This window comes from Polaribacter sp. WD7, assembly GCF_003335085.1.
Lineage (GTDB): Bacteria > Bacteroidota > Bacteroidia > Flavobacteriales > Flavobacteriaceae > Polaribacter.
Window position 1 is genome coordinate 569,061 of sequence record NZ_QPEJ01000018.1, and the last position, 18,231, is coordinate 587,291.

General features: G+C 30.6%; 14 protein-coding genes. 9 read left to right on the plus strand and 5 right to left on the minus strand.

Annotation, left to right across the window (positions count from 1 at the left end; genetic code table 11):
• Positions 1–2: 2 nt before the first annotated feature.
• Positions 3–2,132: a carboxy terminal-processing peptidase gene (locus tag DUT90_RS11850; protein WP_114427391.1), complete on the minus strand. Its 2,130-nt coding sequence runs from the start codon at positions 2,130–2,132 to the stop codon at positions 3–5.
• A 301-nt stretch (positions 2,133–2,433) separates the two neighbouring features.
• Here DUT90_RS11850 and surE point away from each other — a divergent pair, with 301 nt between their 5' ends.
• From surE to DUT90_RS11875, 5 genes are read left to right on the plus strand one after another with little or no spacing between them, the layout of a single operon-like run.
• The gene (surE, locus tag DUT90_RS11855; protein WP_114427392.1) at positions 2,434–3,204 is read left to right on the plus strand and encodes a 5'/3'-nucleotidase SurE; all 771 of its coding nucleotides are present in this window, start codon (positions 2,434–2,436) and stop codon (positions 3,202–3,204) included.
• Positions 3,192–3,479, plus strand: coding sequence for a hypothetical protein (locus DUT90_RS11860; RefSeq protein ID WP_114427393.1), 288 nt, complete (start codon positions 3,192–3,194; stop codon positions 3,477–3,479). The genes surE and DUT90_RS11860 overlap by 13 nt, the downstream gene beginning before the upstream one ends.
• Before the next feature lies 1 nt (position 3,480).
• Positions 3,481–4,590 carry a lipid-A-disaccharide synthase gene (gene lpxB, locus DUT90_RS11865; protein ID WP_114427394.1) on the plus strand — a complete coding sequence of 370 codons (1,110 nt, stop codon included), beginning with the start codon at positions 3,481–3,483 and terminating at the stop codon, positions 4,588–4,590.
• A gap of 47 nt (positions 4,591–4,637) precedes the next feature.
• Positions 4,638–5,078 carry a C40 family peptidase gene (locus tag DUT90_RS11870; RefSeq protein WP_258848557.1) on the plus strand — a complete coding sequence of 147 codons (441 nt, stop codon included), beginning with the start codon at positions 4,638–4,640 and terminating at the stop codon, positions 5,076–5,078.
• A 60-nt stretch (positions 5,079–5,138) separates the two neighbouring features.
• Entirely contained in the window at positions 5,139–7,160 is a 2,022-nt protein-coding gene (locus tag DUT90_RS11875) for a ComEC/Rec2 family competence protein (protein WP_114427396.1), read from the plus strand.
• Here DUT90_RS11875 and DUT90_RS11880 read toward each other — a convergent pair.
• The 4 genes from DUT90_RS11880 to DUT90_RS11895 all read right to left on the minus strand — a co-directional run bounded on the left by DUT90_RS11880 (position 7,155) and on the right by DUT90_RS11895 (position 13,068).
• Complete coding sequence (locus DUT90_RS11880; protein WP_114427397.1) at positions 7,155–7,673, minus strand: DUF255 domain-containing protein; 519 nt, start codon at positions 7,671–7,673, stop codon at positions 7,155–7,157. The two genes, DUT90_RS11875 and DUT90_RS11880, sit on opposite strands and share 6 nt — an antisense overlap.
• Positions 7,674–7,731: 58 nt before the next feature.
• Positions 7,732–9,276 carry a peptide MFS transporter gene (locus DUT90_RS11885; RefSeq protein ID WP_114427398.1) on the minus strand — a complete coding sequence of 515 codons (1,545 nt, stop codon included), beginning with the start codon at positions 9,274–9,276 and terminating at the stop codon, positions 7,732–7,734.
• A gap of 66 nt (positions 9,277–9,342) precedes the next feature.
• On the minus strand, positions 9,343–10,854 hold the full coding sequence (locus DUT90_RS11890) for a peptide MFS transporter (RefSeq protein ID WP_114427399.1): 1,512 nt from the start codon (positions 10,852–10,854) through the stop codon (positions 9,343–9,345).
• A gap of 30 nt (positions 10,855–10,884) precedes the next feature.
• Positions 10,885–13,068: a S9 family peptidase gene (locus tag DUT90_RS11895; protein ID WP_114427400.1), complete on the minus strand. Its 2,184-nt coding sequence runs from the start codon at positions 13,066–13,068 to the stop codon at positions 10,885–10,887.
• Positions 13,069–13,613: 545 nt separating this feature from the next.
• Here DUT90_RS11895 and DUT90_RS11900 point away from each other — a divergent pair.
• The 4 genes from DUT90_RS11900 to DUT90_RS11915 all read left to right on the plus strand — a co-directional run bounded on the left by DUT90_RS11900 (position 13,614) and on the right by DUT90_RS11915 (position 18,180).
• Positions 13,614–15,347, plus strand: a complete 1,734-nt coding sequence (locus tag DUT90_RS11900; RefSeq protein WP_114427401.1) for a hydroxymethylglutaryl-CoA reductase, degradative — start codon at positions 13,614–13,616, stop codon at positions 15,345–15,347.
• Positions 15,347–16,273 (plus strand): GYDIA family GHMP kinase, encoded by a 927-nt coding sequence (locus DUT90_RS11905; RefSeq protein WP_114427402.1) that lies wholly within the window; start codon positions 15,347–15,349, stop codon positions 16,271–16,273. The genes DUT90_RS11900 and DUT90_RS11905 overlap by 1 nt, the downstream gene beginning before the upstream one ends.
• Before the next feature lie 62 nt (positions 16,274–16,335).
• Positions 16,336–17,547 (plus strand): NAD(P)/FAD-dependent oxidoreductase, encoded by a 1,212-nt coding sequence (locus tag DUT90_RS11910; RefSeq protein ID WP_114427403.1) that lies wholly within the window; start codon positions 16,336–16,338, stop codon positions 17,545–17,547.
• Between the two features lie 78 nt (positions 17,548–17,625).
• Entirely contained in the window at positions 17,626–18,180 is a 555-nt protein-coding gene (locus DUT90_RS11915) for a thioredoxin family protein (protein ID WP_114427404.1), read from the plus strand.
• Positions 18,181–18,231 lie beyond the last annotated feature (51 nt).

An 18,231-nucleotide genomic window follows, 5' to 3' on the forward strand; every position in this document is an offset into this window, starting at 1 on the left:
ACTTAATTTTTTACAATTTCATTTTTGTTGCTTAGTTTTAATTCACTCAAAACATTTAGAGCTTCAGATACATATACATCTTTAGATAAATTTTTGTGCCACGCAATTCTTTTATCTTTTAATGAAGGATCTGTTTTATATAAATCTAATTCATATTTTGGAGAAACAAATTCTAAGTTAGATTTATAATCAAAAACAGATTTAAATTTTTTAGATGCCTTCTCTTGCTCATCATTTTCTTTAAAAAACTCATCTATATTTAATGAATATGTTGTGTCATCTTGATTTTCTTTTAACCATTTAGCGTATTTGTTTATCAATTTAAACTTAGGGTCTGCACTAATTCTTTGCTTACTATTATATATAACATCAGTAAAATTAGAATAAGAATTGGTTTGCACATAGTTTACTTGTTTTACTTTATTCCAAGCCAAAGCTCCGTCTAAATCACGTTCACCAAATTTCATATAGCTATATCTACTCGGGATGGCAATATCAGAATATACACCTTCAATTTGAGTAGAACCACCATTAATTCTATAAAATTTCTGGATAGTCATTTTTAATGCGCCTAAATCTTTATTGTATTTTGTAAATTGATTTATTGGCAATACGCTTTGTACAGTTCCTTTTCCGTAAGTTTGATTACCACCAATAATTATAGCTCTTTTATAGTCTTGCATTGCCGCCGCAAAAATTTCTGAAGCAGAGGCAGAAAATTCATTTACCAGCACTACTACAGCACCATCCCATTGCATTTTAGGATCAATATCTTTCTTTACAATAGGGTCTTCTCCTCTGTATTTTATTTGTACTACAGGACCTTTTTCTATAAATAAACCACTAATTTCTATAGCTGTTTTTAAAGAGCCCCCACCATTATTTCTCAAATCAACAATTAAACCAGTAACACCTTCTTCTTTTAATCTTTCAATTTCCTTTTCCATGTCTTTGGCAGAATCTCTATAGTTTTGATCGTCAAAATTGATGTAAAATTTGGGTAGATCTATAATTGCATATTTTTTTCCTTCTTTTTCTACAATACTAGATTTTACAAAAGTTTCTTCAAGCTCTACAACATCTCTAATAATAGAAATTATTTTGTTAGAACCGTCCATTTTTTTCTTAACAGTCAAACGTACTTCTGTTCCTTTTTTACCTTTGATAAATTTAATAGCATCATCTAAACGCATACCTACTATATCTAAAGGTTCTTCATCTCCTTGAGCCACTTCTAAAATAATATCTCCAGATTCTAAATCTCCCTGTTTCCAAGCAGGTCCTCCAGAAACCAGTTCAAAAACATGAGTATAGATTCCTTTTTTCTGCAAACGTGCTCCTATACCTTCCAATTTACCAGACATATCTTGGTCAAACCTTTCCTTAGTTCTAGGTGCCATATACGTTGTATGAGGGTCAAAAGCGCTAACAACACTATTTAAAAAGGTAGAAAACCAATCTTCATGTTCTAATTCTTCTATTCTTAAGTAAAGCTCATCCATATTTTTCAGAACTTCAGTTCTAGCCTCTTTTTCTAATTCTGAAAAACTTTTTTTCTTATATTTTTTGTCTTTTTGTGCGTTTAATTTTTGTTTTTCTGTTTTATCTTGAATCCTGATTAAGGTGCTCAACTTCATTTGTTTTCTCCAATAATCAATAAGTTCATTTTCGTTTTTTGCAAAAGGTACCTTTTCATAATCTACATCTATTATTTCTTTCTTTTTGTAGTCAAAAGGTTGTGCTAAAAGATCTCCATAATATGATTTTGCATTTTTAATTTTTTCTGAGAATCTGGTGTAAACCAAATTATAAAAACTAACATCCTCACTAAGTAATTGATTGTCTATTAGATATTTGTATTTAGAGAATTCTTTTATGTCTTTTTGAGTAAAATATCTTTTGTTAGGGTCTAAACCGTTAATAAATTCTTCGTAAACATGTTCAGAAAAATCGTCATTCATGTCTTTTACTACAAAATGACTTCTAGTTAAAATATTTCTTAAAATATATATAAGTACTTTGTCTTTTTCTGGGTCAGAATTATTGTTACTTAACGTATTTGCTTGAAATTGAAAACTGGTTATAATAAGTAAAGCAGCTAATAATAGGGTAATTCTTTGTTTCGACTTCATAAATCTTCTTTCGATATAAATTTAACAATTGTATTTAGTTACTTGCTAATCTACTAAAATAATGCCAAAAAATAGCAAGGTCTTTTAGTTTAACTTTTTCTTATAAATTACTTAAAAGATATCAGGTATAATTTTTTTGTTTCTTATAGATATTTTACAGATGTTATAGAATTATCAAGGTTTATAAACTTAGTTGTTTAATTACTCATAATATTACATGAAAAGGTGGTTTTTATTCTTTAGGAAATGTTAAAAAGAAAATCGGGTAAAATCAATTACATTTGTAACTAAAATTCTAGATATGCAAGACAAACCCTTAATTTTAGTAACTAATGATGATGGAATTACAGCTCCTGGATTAAGAGCTCTGATACGAATTATGAATAAAATTGGCGAAGTTGTAGTAGTTGCTCCTGATAGTCCACAAAGCGGAATGGGGCATGCTATAACAGTAGATAATGTGTTGACTTGTAACCCTATAACTATAGATGAAGGTCCGCAATTAGAATATACATGTTCTGGAACACCAGCAGATTGTGTTAAATTAGCAGTAAACGAAATTCTAAATAGAAAACCAGATTTGTGCGTTTCTGGCATTAATCATGGGTCAAATTCTTCTATCAATGTAATTTATTCTGGAACTATGAGTGCTGCTATTGAAGCGGGTATAGAAGGAATTCCGGCAATAGGATTTTCTTTGTTAGATTTTAAATGGCATGCAGATTTTAAACCTTCTGAAGATTATGTGAAAAATATTACGTTAAATGCTTTATTAAATGGTATTCCTGAAGGGGTTGTATTAAATGTAAATATTCCAAATTTAAAAAAAGAAGAAATTAAAGGAGTAAAAATTTGTAGACAAGCAAACGGATATTGGAGAGAAGATTTTGACAAAAGAAAGAGTCCTTTTGGTAAAGAATATTATTGGCTTTCTGGTGAGTTTGTTAATAAAGATAAAGGCCAAGATACAGATGTACATGCTTTAGAGAGTGGTTATGTATCTGTTGTACCTGTTCAGTTTGATATGACAGCACACCATATGATTCAAAAAATAAATTCTTGGGAGCTCTAAAAAAAGAAATTTTTATAGGTGTTTTTGTTGCACTTTTTGCCACTTTTGGAGGCTTGTATCTTTATTTAGAATATTTCTCTAAATTTGGCTTTAATGAGACGCTTGTAATGATTCAGGAAGGAGATTTATACGGTAAAGTTTTGTCTATTGCTGCAATACCTAATTTGTTCGTGTTTTTTATTTTTATAAAAAAGAAACAAGACCAGAGAGCTAAAGGTGTTTTGTTAGCCACTATTTTAATTGCATTTACCACACTAATTCTAAAGTTAGTCTAAAATGAAATATTACATTATAGCAGGAGAAGCTTCTGGAGATTTACATGGTTCTAATCTAATGAAATCTCTTTATAAAGAAGATGCAAATGCAGAGATTAGATTTTGGGGTGGAGATTTGATGAAAAGTGTTGGAGGAACACTAGTAAGCCATTATAAAGAACGTGCATTTATGGGCTTTTTAGAGGTGTTACTTAACCTTAGAAAGGTTATGGTTTTTATTAAGTTTTGTAAAAAGGATATTGAGGTCTTTAATCCAGATGTAATTATTTTTATAGACAATTCTGGCTTTAATTTACGTATCGCAAAATGGGCGAAAGAAAACAATTTTAGAACCAATTATTATATATCTCCGCAAGTTTGGGCAAGTAGAGCAAGTAGGGTTAAAGCTATTAAAAGAGATATTGATAAAATGTTTGTAATACTTCCTTTTGAAAAAGCATTTTACAAAAAATTTGATTACGATGTAGTTTTTGTTGGTCATCCTTTAATTGATGGTATTGCAGATAGAAAACAAACTGACATTCATCAATTTAAAAAAGAATATCAACTTACAGATAAACCTATAATTGCCTTATTACCTGGTAGTAGAAAGCAAGAAATAACCAAAATGCTGTTGGTCATGTTGTCTTTGATAGAAGATTTTGCAGATTATCAGTTTGTCATTGCTGGTGCGCCAAGTCAAGATTTTAGTTTTTATAAAAATATTATAGGTCATAGAAAAGTTAGTTTTATTAATAATAAAACATACGATTTATTAAGCGTTTCTTATGCTGCTTTGGTGGCATCTGGAACAGCAACTCTAGAAACAGCCTTATTTAAAGTACCTCAAGTAGTTTGTTATAAAGGGGGTAATGTTTCGTATCAAATTGCAAAAAGAATTATTACCTTAAAATACATTTCTTTAGTGAATTTAATTACGGATAAAGAAGTGGTAAAAGAGCTTATTCAACACGATTTTAATAGCAGAAATTTAAAGAAAGAGTTGACAAAAATTTTGGATGAAACACATCGTCAAAAATTATTTTTAGATTATTTTGAATTAGAGAAAAAATTAGGAGGAAAAGGTGCTTCACAAAAAGTAGCCAAACAAGTCGTAGCCCAATTAAAATAAAAATTTTGAAGAAAATTATTTTTTTGATACTTTTAATTTCTTTGATAATGAGTGCCTGCTCATCTTCTAAAACCATATCAAAAAAGCCTGCAAAAAAACCAGTTTCTAAAGTTGATAAAATTGTTGCTAATGCTATGCAATATAGAGGGGTTGGTTATAAATTTGGAGGAACAACCAAACGTGGTATGGATTGTTCTGGTATTGTATATGTTGCCTACGGTAGTCAAAACGTGTTGTTGCCAAGAATATCAAGAGATATGGCAAAGAGAGGCAAAAAAGTCTCTTTGAATAAGGTTAAAAAAGGCGATTTGCTTTTTTTTAAAACAAATAAAGGAAGAAGAAGTATCAATCACGTTGGTTTGGTAGTATCTCATCAAAAAGGAGTTATACGTTTTATACACTCTACTACTTCTAGAGGTGTTATTGTATCTTCACTTTTAGAAAAATATTGGAAAAACTCTTTCGTAAAAGCAACACGTATCTTATAAATACACCAACGTAAACTAAAAAATACAAGCTTCACGTTTTTTTAGTAACTTTATGGTGCTATGAAAAGGTTATTAAGCTATTTACCACTTTACTTTGTTGTATTTTTAATTCTTGGAATTTCTTTCCAGTTTTTTAGCGGTATTTGGAAATTTGGCTTTCTAAAATTATTTTTTCTCATCATTTTAATATCATTTTTTTTATTGGTAAAACGTAAGGTTTTAGGCACCTTATTTGTATTCTTATTGTTTTTTTTAATAGGAGTTTCTTCAGTTTACGTTAATGAAGATTGTTATTATGACAACTATTATCAATATTATATTACAGAAGATACAACACTATTTTTACAGATTGATGAGGTCTTAAAACCAGGTAATTTTTATAAAAAATACAAAGCTAAAGTTATTCAAGTTGATGGTGAAGTTACCAAAGGGAAAATTCTCTTAAATGTTTTACATGACAGCGTTTCAAAAGTATTAAAAGTGGATGATCGTATTCTGTTGAAACCCCAATTAAAAAAGTTAATTCCGCCTTTAAATCCGCATCAATTTGATTATCAAAGTTATTTAGCAAAACAAGGTATTCATGAACAGATTTTTACAACAAATAATGAATTTTTAAAAATAGACAATACACAGACTACCTTACTAGGTTTATCCGCCAAAGTAAGAACCAATATTACAGAAACTTTACAGAAATATAATTTTGAAAAAAATGAATTGGCTGTTATAAATGCACTGTTATTGGGGCAAAGACAAGATATTTCTAAAGCCTTAATTACAGACTACCAAAACGCGGGAGCTATTCATATTTTAGCAGTTTCAGGGTTACATGTTGGTATTATCTTATTAATTTTAAACTTTATTTTTAAACCCTTAGAAACTCTTAAAAACGGCAAACTTATAAAAATCTTAGTGATTTTATTATTGCTTTGGGCCTTTGCTTTTATTGCAGGTTTATCTGCTTCTGTGGTAAGAGCGGTAACAATGTTTTCTTTTGTTGCTGTGGCTATGTCTATAAAAAGAAAAGGCATAGTAGAGTTCTCTTTTATAACCTCTTTATTTTTGCTATTACTTGTAAAACCTATGTTTCTGTTTAATGTAGGTTTTCAGCTCAGTTATTTAGCTGTTTTTGGTATTTTATGGATACAGCCTAAATTGTATTCTATTTGGCAACCTAAAAACAAAATAGTAGATTTTTTTTGGAAGTTATGTACCGTTTCTGTTGCTGCTCAAGTGGGTATTTTACCGCTAAGTATTTTTTATTTTCAGCAGTTTCCAGCTTTATTTCTAATATCTAATTTAGTTATTATCCCTTTTTTAGGAGTTATTTTAGTAGGAGGAATTTTAGTGATTATAACGTCCCTTTTTGAAATTTTACCACAGTTTGTTGCTGATTTATACGGACTAACAATTTCGGAAATGAATCGTTTTGTAAGTTGGGTTTCTCATCAAGAAGCCTTTTTATTCAAGGAGTTAGCCATTTCATTTTGGATGATGATATGTTGCTATGTAACGATATTTCTGGGCATTTTTTTCTTGTTGAAAAAGACGCAAAAACAACTACTTTATTTTTTGTTTTCTATTGTTTTAGTGCAAACTCTTTTTCTTTACGAAAGAAACAAAGTTCAGCATAAAAACGAATTTTTAGTCTTTCATAAAAGTAAACATTCTTTATTGGGAAAACGAGTTGGAAAAAAAATGTATGTTCATAATCAAGTAGGTAATCCATTAGTTTTAGATGAAAAAATATTAAAAAGATATCAAATTTCTGAACACCTTAAATCTATTGAGGTTTCCGATTTTAAAAATATTCAGACATTTTCAAATCAACAAATTTTAATAGTTGATAGCCTCGGTATTTATAAGGTAAGAGGTCTTAACAATCCTTTAGTAATCTTACAACACTCGCCCAAAATAAGTTTAGAAAGATTGATACAGAGCATAAAACCAAATCAAATTATTGTTGATGGTTCTAATTACAAAACAGATATTGTACGATGGAAAAATATTGCTGTACAACATCAAGTTCCTTTTCATTATACAGGAGAGCAAGGTGCTTTTGTCTTAGAAAATACGCTATAGATTAGATTTGAAATTTTTATCAAAATCTTCCCATTTTTGGGTTTTATACAACTCTTCAGAAAAAAACACGAGAACTTTTTCCATGATTTGTGCATCTAAATATCCTGGAATTCTATCTAACAATTCTTCATCTTCAGATAAAAAAACGGTAGTTGGGTAAGATAATTTTCCGTTCATTAAAGAGGCAGAAAGTTGATGGTAGCCTCGTCTTCCTTGTTTTTCAAATTTAAATGTGTGGTCTCTAAAAACAATATCTTTTTTCTCTTCACCATTTAACTTTACAGCGTAAAAATTAGTATTGATATAGTTAGAAATGATTTTATTGGCATAGGTATTTAAATCCATTTTTTTACAATAGCCACACCAATCAGTGTAAATATCTACTAAAATAGGTTTTGGTGTTTTTTGATTAAGAGCTATTGCTTCTTCAAAAGAAATCCATTGCACTTTATCTTGAGCAGTTATAGTATTGCTAAATAAAAATATAGCAAAAAGAAATAGTAATTTTTTCATATCGATACTGTCGCAAATTGCATACCAAATTTACAATTTAGATTTTAATTACGTGTGTTTATCTAATTCCATGCATTAACCTTTTCATTAAAGGGTTTAAGATCAAAAAAATAAGACCTACAGCTCCAGGAATAATTGTAAAAATTAAGAAGAAATAAGACATAGAATAATTAGAAACAATCTCGTCAATAGCACTTCCTACCAAGCCAGCAATTAGATTTCCTAAAAAGTTAACCAAGTACCAAATGCCAAACATCATTCCTATCTTTTTTGGAGGAACCAATTTAGAAACATAAGATAACCCAACAGGAGATACACATAACTCACCCATAGTGTGAAGTAAGTAGGCTAAAACCAGCCAAATTAAACTTACAGAAGCTGTTTTAGCACCTTGTGGTATTCCACTAGAACCATAGGCTAGCGCACCAAAACCAATACCTAGCAAAATCATACCTATGCCAAATTTAACTGCTGCAGACGGATTAAACTTACTCTCCCACCACTTAGAAAATAAGGGTGCTAAAAAGATGATAAAAAGAGAATTTAAAATTAAAAACCAAGAAGCTTCTATTTCTGCAGAATCTTTAGGTATAATTACAGAGAGCTTCCAAAGTACTAACCCCCAAATACTAAGAAAACTAGTACCTAAAACAATATTTGACAGAGATATTTTGGTAAATGTTTGTGCAAACAATTTAAATAAAACCCTGGTAATGATAAATAAAGGAACTGTAGAAACTAAAATATCTACAATTTTAAAAATTAAAGCAGCATTACCTGTTAATGATCTATGCGTATAATCTCTAGCAAAAATATTCATAGAACCACTAGCTTGTTCAAAAGCAGCCCAAAAAAAGACGGTAAAAAAAGCTAATAAACCAACAACAATATATCTGTCTCTTTGAATATTTGAAGAAATAGTTTCTTTGGTTGTAGAAGTAATATGTATCTCTTTAGAATTATTTATTTTTTTTGTAGGTGATGCGCCTACCTTTTCAAAAATAGCTTTACCAAACCAAAATTGTAAAGTACCTAAAAACATAAAAATTCCTGCTAAACCAAATCCCCAAGAGTAACTTAGATTACTAGCTAAAAAACCACAAAGTAAAACACCAAGAAAGCCACCAGCATTAACACCCATATAAAATATGGTAAAAGCCCCATCTTTACGTTCAGGATATTGGTCATACAAACCACTTACTATAGAGGTAACGTTTGGTTTGAATAAGCCATTGCCAATAATAAGAAACCCGATACCTAAATAAAGTGTTATTTCTGTTTCTAATGCCATTGATGCATGCCCTAAAGTCATGGCAAGTGCACCAAGCGCAACGGCTTTTTGATAGCCCAAATATTTATCTGCAACAATACCACCTAATAGCGGTGTTAAGTACACAGAGCTGGTATAAATGGTTAAGAGACCAATAGCTCTTTCTCTAGTCCATTCCCAACCACCATCAGAAAAAGAAGCGGTTAAGAATAGTACAAAAATAGCACGCATGCCATAATAAGAAAAACGTTCCCACATTTCTGTAAAAAACAACACAAATAAAGCGGGTTTATGATTTAGTAAACTAAATTCTTTAGAAGAAGATGCATTCATATATTTAGAGTTTAAACATAAAAAACCTCATAAAATTATGTATGAGGTATTGATATAGTTAATAATTTAATGAATGTTGCCTAATAATTTCTTCATTAAAGGAGAAAATAGAATTACTATTGCACCAGCTCCTAGAGCATACATTGCTATTAAATGAAAACCGTCGGTATAAATACCTAAAGTTTCTAAACCACCAACATTAGCATCTGTACTTTCTACCGCTAACTGTTCTGATATAAAACCTACAATTTGAAAAGCAAAGGCTGATGATAAAAACCAAACTCCCATCATAAAAGCAACAATATTTTTAGGAGATAAATCTGTTATTTTTGATAGTCCAACAGGAGACATAAATAATTCTCCAACAGAAATAATAAAATACATCACAAATAAATATGTGAAAGGTACCATTCCGTTAGCATCAGCACTAGCATCACTTATTGAAAGAATATAAAAACTTGCGCCCGCTAATAATAAACCTAAACCGAATTTATAAGGAGTTCTAGGATTTAAATTTCTCTTGGAAAGATAGCCCCACAATAGTGAAATAGGAATGGCCAAAATAATAATAAACATAGAGTTCAAAGCATTTGTCTGACTTGCAGTCATAATACCATCTAGTGCTACATTTCTAGATGCAAATAAAGTAATTACACTTCCTGATAATTCATGAAAACCCCAGAAAAGTGTCATAAAAAAGGTAATTAAAACGGCCATAAACAGTTTTTTACGCGCATCACTTTCTAGATTAAACATAATGTATCCTAAATATATCAAAACTGCCACACCAATAAATTTAAAAATACCACTTACATAATTTTGTTGCCAAGAAGATAATAGATAAGCAATTGCTGGAGCACATAAGAATGCTATGATCGGTATTAGTGTTTTTTGAGGCACTCCAATAATTTTTTTCTCATAAATAGCGTTACTTGGAGGCATTCCTTTATCACCAAAAACGTTCTTTTTTATCCCACTCCAAAAGAAAATTAAACCAGCTAACATACCTATACCTGCCAAACCAAATCCATAATGCCAACCATATTCAGCAGCAAGCCATCCACATAAAAGAGGAGCAACAAAACCACCAATATTAATTCCCATATAAAAAATTGTAAAACCAGAATCTTTTCTAACGTCACCATCTTTGTATAGGGCGCCTACAAAAGTTGAAATATTAGGTTTAAAAAAACCATTACCAACCACTATAAAAGCCAACGCTAAAAAGAATGCAATATCATTTTCTATAGCTAAAACAAAATGACCCAAGGCCATGAGAATACCTCCCAAGAAAATAGAAGCTCTCATACCAAGAATTTTGTCTGATATTTGACCTCCGATTACAGTGGAAGCATATACTAAAGAACCATAAGAAGCATATACTACGGCTGTTGCCGTATCACGTTCTACAATAGCTTTAAAGATTTCTTGTACCATGTAAAGCGTGAGTAATGCTCTCATTCCGTAAAAACTAAAACGCTCCCATAGTTCTGCAAAGAACAAGTAGAATAATCCTTTAGGGTGCCCAAAAATTTGAGGTTCTTCTTTTTCGAATTCAGAAAATTTTGCTTCTGCCATAATCTATCCTTTTATTTCAATTGATTTATCTTATTTTACTAAATGTTCTTCAATAAAGTTCGTCATTTTAGTATATAAATTTAGACGAACGTTTTTTCCTTTTCGAATTCCATGAGCTCTATCAGGCACTATAAACATGTCAAACTGTTTGTTTGCCTCTATGAGCGCATTTATCATTCTATATGAATTTTGAACATGAACATTGTCATCTCCTGTACCGTGAACCAATAGGTAATTGCCTTTTAATTTGTCTGCATAATTTACTGGCGAATTGTCATCATAACCAGCGGCGTTTTCTTGCGGAGTTCTTAAAAAACGTTCTGTATAAACAGTATCGTAAAAGCGCCAAGAAGTAACAGGGGCTACAGCAATAGCAGTAGAAAAAACATCGTTTCCTTTTAAAATACAATTTGTACTCATATGTCCACCAAAAGACCATCCCCAAATAGCTATGTTATCTTCATCTATATAAGGTTGTTTTGCTAGTTTTTTAGCAGCAGCAATTTGGTCTTCAGTTTCGTGTTTTACCAAATTAAGGTAGGTAGATTTTTTAAAGGCTGCACCTTTAAAACCTGTACCTCTAGCATCAATACAAACTACAATAATTCCTTTTTGTGCTAACATATTGTGCCAATAGTCGTTACTGTTGTTCCATTTATTTCCTACTTGCTGAGATCCTGGTCCAGAATATTGAAACATTAACATTGGATATTTTTTATTTTCGTCAAAATCTGCGGGTTTTACCGTCCACATATTTAAATCGTTTCCATTAATGTTAATTGTAGAGAACTCTTTCGGAGTCATTTTGTATTCAGATAAAGTTTCTTTAAGCTCTTCATTGTCTTGTATTATTCTCAATATTTTTCCTTCCGCAGTATACAAACTATATACTGGAGGTGTTGTAGCAGAAGAATAGGTGTTGATAAAATAGTTTAAGTTTTTACTAAAAGCAGCTGTGTTTTGGCCGTCTTTATTACTCAATAATTTTTTATTCTTTCCATCTAAATCAATAGAATAGATACCTCTATTGATAGAGCCATTTTCTACAGATTGGTAATAAATTGTGTTTTTGGCTGTATTAAATCCGTAGTAACGTGTAACTTCCCAATTTCCTTTTGTAATTTGATTGATGAGTTTGCCATTAAAATCGTAATGATAAATATGATTAAATCCATCCTTTTCACTAGTCCAAATAAAGCTATTGTCACTTAAAAAAGTTAAGTTGTCGTTAATGTCTACGTAAGCCTTATCTTTCTCTTGTAATAAAATAGAAGCGTTACCATTTAGTGTGCTAATCTTGTGCAGTTTTAAATGATTTTGATGGCGATTTAAGGTAGTAGCTACTAATGTAGTATTGTTATTAGACCACTTAATTCTTGGAATGTATTCATATTCACCCAAACTTATATTTTTTATTTTTTTAGAAGATAAGTTATAAAGATGAAGTGAAACAGTTGCATTTTCTTCGCCAGCTTTAGGGTATTTAAAAACCTGTTGGTTAGGATACAAATCTTTACCAACAATATCCATAGAAAAACTGGGTACATTGGTTTCATCAAAACGTAAGAAGGCTAAAAAATTTCCTGTTTTATTCCATTCAAAAGCCCTTACAAAAGCAAATTCTTCTTCATATACCCAATCTGTAATACCATTAATAATTTTATTGGTTTTACCATCTTTAGTAACCTGTATAATAATATTGTTTTCAAGATTTTTGATGAAGATGTTATTATTTTTAACAAAAGCGACATTTTTATTATCAGGAGAAAATTTAGGTTCTTGTATGCCTTTACCAATAAGAATTGTTTTTTTAGAGGCAATATCATAGGCATAATAAGTACCTTTTTGAGAACGCCTGTATATTTTTTGTAAGTCTGTGCCTAAAATGAGTTTTGTTTCATCGTCATTAAAACTGTATGAAGAAAAAGAGTTGATGTTATTAAAATCAACACTATTAGCAATAGTCGCTACTTTTTCTAAAGTGGCATAACTATACTTGTCTACAGTAGTGTTACCCCCTTTTTTATTTAGTAAAGAATAAAAATCTCCATTCATAGAGTTGAGCGCATTCATTCTTTCAGGTGCAAAAGTTCCGTCCCAAATTTCTTCTAAGGTAATTTCTTTTGATCCAGTAGTGTAAGTTGTCGTAGATGTTGAGGGTTTTGAACAGCTAATTAAAAGCAAAACAGCAGCTAAATAGGATAAGTATTTCATTTACATTTCGTTTTTCGTAAAACTTTGTCAAGTTTACGAAATTATTGGCAAAAAAACCATTTAAAAACTCCTGTCGATTACAAAAACGTAAACATTAACATAAATATTAGATTTTTTATATAATTACTTTATTCTCATTTTACCTTCTTAATTTAATGAGGTTTTATTATGAAGCTAATAGTTTGTTCAGTTTGGATATTTTTTTTGAATAAAAGATTATAAGTTTTAAACCGTTGTGCATTTTGGGGTAGAAACTAGATAAATGTCAGTTCGAGTGATTTTGAGGAACGAAAAATTGTATCGAGAACTATTTATATGCTAAAAATTCTTATTCTCGATACAAATTTTACTCATTTCAATCATAAAACCCACTCGAATTGACAGAATTTTTCAAAATGCACAACGGGTAAGTTTTAATTTTAATAATGTTACTGTTATGTATCAAAAAAGGAAGGATTAAGGTTTGGTTATGCTCAAGCCTTTCTAAATGTTTTTCTGTAGTTTCTGTCTTTACCGTATCTTTGTTATAACTTTATAAATGATACATGACAAAACTTATTTCAGGTTTTTCTAAGCTAAACAAAGAAGAAAAACTCAATTGGTTGGCAGAAAACTACTTTCAAAATCCTAAAGAAACCAAAAGTATTATTCAACAATACTGGAATTCTAATAAAGAGTTGCAACAACTTCATGACGATTTTATAGAAAATACACTTACCAATTTTTACATGCCTTTTGGGGTTGCTCCTAATTTTGTAATTAATAATAAAACGTATGCAATTCCGATGGTTATTGAAGAAAGTTCTGTAGTGGCAGCAGCTTCTTTAGTAGGTAAATTTTGGAGTAGTAGAGGAGGTTTTAAAACATCAGTACTTTCTACGACTAAAATTGGTCAGGTGCATTTTATGTTTGCTGGAAATAAAGAAGCTATAGAAGCTTATTTTTTAAAAAACAAGACAGAATTATTTGCAGCTACTGCCTCCATTACTAAAAATATGGAGAAACGTGGTGGAGGAATTTTAGATATTATCTTGATAGATAAGACAGATGAGTTGGCCAACTACTATCAGCTACATGTTACTTTTGAAACTAAAGATTCTATGGGAGCAAACTTTATTAACTCTTGTTTAGAAGCGATAGCGAAACAATTTCAAAATGATGATATTGAGATTGTAATGAGTATTTTATCCAATTATGTTCCAGAATGTTTAGTTAGAGCAGAAGTTAGTTGTAAAATTGATGATTTAGGAGGAGAGAATCCCAAGAAATTTGCTCAAAAGTTTGAACAAGCTGTAAAAATTGCAGAGATTGAACCTTACAGAGCAGTTACTCACAACAAGGGAATTATGAACGGAATTGATGCTGTAGTACTTGCTACAGGAAACGATTTTAGAGCAATAGAAGCTGGTGCTCATGCATATGCTTCTAGAAACGGTACATATTCTAGTTTATCTCACTGCAAGGTAACAGAAGATACATTTACCTTTTGGATAGAAATACCGTTAGCATTGGGTACAGTTGGAGGTTTAACAGCATTACATCCCATGTCTAAATTGTCTTTAGAGTTGCTGCAAAAACCATCGGCAAAAGAATTAATGCAAATTATAGCTGCAGCTGGTTTAGCTCAAAACTTTGCTGCACTTAGAGCTTTGACAACAAAGGGGATACAGCATGGACATATGAAAATGCATTTGCAGAATATTTTAAATCAGTTTCATGCTACTGAAGATGAAAAGTTAGCTGTAGAACAATATTTTGAAAGTAAAACGGTTTCACATGCTGCCGTTGTAGATAAAATAAACTCGCTTAGAAAAGAAAAAATAAATTGGATCAATTTTTTAGATGAAACTTTAGTTCGTAAAAAACTCTATGGCTTACGTAATCAAAATAAACCTGTATTTGGAAAAATGAATGCACAACAAATGATTGAACATTTAAGTACAGTTACTCAAATAGCAAACGGAAATTTAAAAACAGATATTTTTGTTTCTGATGAAAAGTCAGCAAGAAGAAAACCTTTTTTAGATACAGAAAATGAGTTACAACTAGGGTTTAGGAATTCTCTTTTGGCAGAAAACCCTAATCTATTGCAGTTTGAAAGCATAGATGCAGCTATAGATGATTTGATATTGCAAATTCAACTGTTTAAAACAGTTTTTGCTAAAGATGTTACTAGAAAAGTAGTACATCCGTTTTTTGGTGAACTAGATGTTGAGTACTGGAAAAAATTTCAAGTAAAACACTTTACACATCATTTTAAACAATTCAACTTGTTATAATGGAATTTTATTCAAACGGAAAATTATTATTAACCGGAGAGTATTTGGTTTTAGATGGCGCCAAGGCGTTGGCTGTGCCTACTAAATTTGGACAAAACTTAATTGTAGAAAAAATTGCAACGCACCAATTAATTTGGGGCAGTTTTACAAATACAGGAGAGTGTTGGTTTGAAGCGGTTTTTGATTTGCCAAAACTACGTTTGGTCTCGGCTACATTTAATTCAGACAAAGAAGGTAGTGCAGAGTTTATAGCAGAAACATTGTTAGGAATTCTAAAAGAGGCACAAAGATTGAATCCTGAATTTTTAAATGATAGTAAAGGATTTGTAGTAAAAACCAAACTAAGTTTTCCAAGAAATTGGGGGTTAGGGAGTTCCTCTACGCTCATAAATTCGATCGCAAATTGGGCAAAGATAGATGCGTTTACGTTACTTTGGAATTCTTTTAAAGGCAGTGGTTATGATGTGGCTTGTGCGCAAAATAATCAACCTATTTTTTATCAAATTAAAAACAAAAAACCACACGTAACTCAAGTTAAATTTCAACCAAATTTTAAAGAAAATTTATTTTTTGTTTACTTGAATCAAAAACAAGATTCTAAAGAAGGTATAGCAAAATTTAGAGAAAGTAATTTAGATTTTTCAAAAGAAATACAAAGAATTTCTGAGTTGTCTGAATCTTTTTTGAAAGCCACATCTTTAGCTGTTTTTAACGATTTAATTGCTGAGCATGAGCATATTATTAGTTCAATCATCAAATTAAAACCAGTAAAAGAAAAACTATTTCCAGATTATTTTGGAGAAATTAAGAGCCTTGGTGCTTGGGGAGGAGATTTTGTGTTGGTAACAGGAAACGATGAAACATCAGAATATTTTAATGCAAAAGAATATAAAACGATTATACCGTATTCAGAAATGATTTTATAATACTTTAAATATCAAATAAAGAATACAATAATGTACAGTCTTCTTTTTGGTAGAAAATTAATATGGAAAAAATAATAATTATTGGAGGTGGAGCAGCAGGATTTTTTACAGCAATCAACGCCAAAGAAAATAACCCTAATTTAGATATTACGATTCTAGAAAAAGGAAAAAATGTATTGCAAAAAGTAAAAATTTCTGGAGGAGGGCGTTGTAATGTTACGCATGCTTGTTTTGTGCCAAAAGAATTGTGTGAGTTTTATCCAAGAGGAAAAAAAGAGTTGTTAGGACCATTTCATCAATTTATGACAGGTGATACTTTTGAGTGGTTTGAACACAAAGGAGTGCCTTTAAAGATTGAAGATGATAACAGGGTTTTTCCAGAAGCAAATACCAGTCAAGCCATTATAGATTGTTTTCAAAATGCAGTTGATAACTTAGGGATTAAGGTGTTCATAAACTGTGGTGTTAATGAGGTTTATCAACAAGAAAATAAGTGGGTTATTAATACTAAAAATCAACAGTTTTTAGCAGATAAAGTTGTTTTTGCAGCAGGAAGTTCTAAAAAAGTATGGGAACTTTGTAAAACTTTAAAACATTTTATTCTAGAACCTGTTCCGTCACTATTTACCTTTAATATTAAAGACAAGAGATTGGTAGATTTGTTGGGTATTTCTGTACCAAATGCAACCGTAAAAATTATCTCTACAAAACTAGAAGCATCTGGTCCTTTGCTAATTACACATTGGGGAATGAGTGGTCCTGCCGTCTTAAAGCTATCTGCTTTTGGAGCAAGAATTTTAGCGGACAAAAAATATCAATATAATGTAGAGGTAAATTGGTTGTCAAGACCAACAGACAAGGTATTAAATGTGTTGTTAAATTTAAAGAAAAAAGAACCTAGAAAAACAGTTATTCTAAAATCGCCATTTGTGGAAATTTCAAAAAGATTATGGGAGCGTTTTGTATTGTTTTCTGAGATTAAAGCTACTCAAAACTGGGCAGATGTAAAAAACAATCAATTGGAAAAATTAGCAAATCAATTGACCAAAGGTATTTTTAATGCTAACGGACGAACCACTTTTAAAGACGAATTTGTAACTGCAGGAGGTATTGATTTAAAAGAAATTAATTTTAAGACTTTTGAGAGTAAACTACACTCAAATTTATATTTTGTGGGTGAAATTTTAAATATTGATGCAGTAACAGGAGGGTTTAATTTTCAAAATGCTTGGACAGGAGGTTATATTTGTGCAAAAGCTTTATCTGAAGTTTGATGTACTGTAAAAAATAGAGAAATTTTGTATTTTTATACACGTTAAAAGAATAAAAGATAGCTATTAAAAAATAATATTATGGCATTAACAGAGTCTAATGAATTTAAATTAGGTACCAAAGCACCGAGTTTTTCACTTACAAATACTATAGATGGTAAAGAATATTCATTAATGGATTTGAAAGGGCAAAAAGGTACAGTTATTCTATTTATTTGTAATCACTGTCCGTTTGTAATTCATGTTAATGAAGAACTTGTAAAAATGGCTAATAAATACCAATTAAAAGGAATTAAATTTATAGCTATAAGTAGTAATGATATTGAAAACTACCCGCAAGATGCACCACATTTAATGAAAAAATTAGCTGAAGAAGTGGGGTGCCCTTTTCCATACTTGTATGATGAAACTCAGCAAGTAGCCAAGGCTTATGATGCTGCTTGTACACCAGATTTTTATATTTTTGATGCTGAGTTACACTCCGTCTACCATGGGCAATTGGATGACTCTAGACCAGGAAATGGTAAGCCAGTAACAGGAAAAGATATGAGAGGAGCCTTAGATAATTTATTGCAGAATAATTCAGTATTACCCAATCAAAAACCAAGTATGGGTTGCGGTATCAAATGGAAGTAAGTTTTTGTATTCGTTTAAAATTGTTGTATAAGTTACCCAATATTACTAACA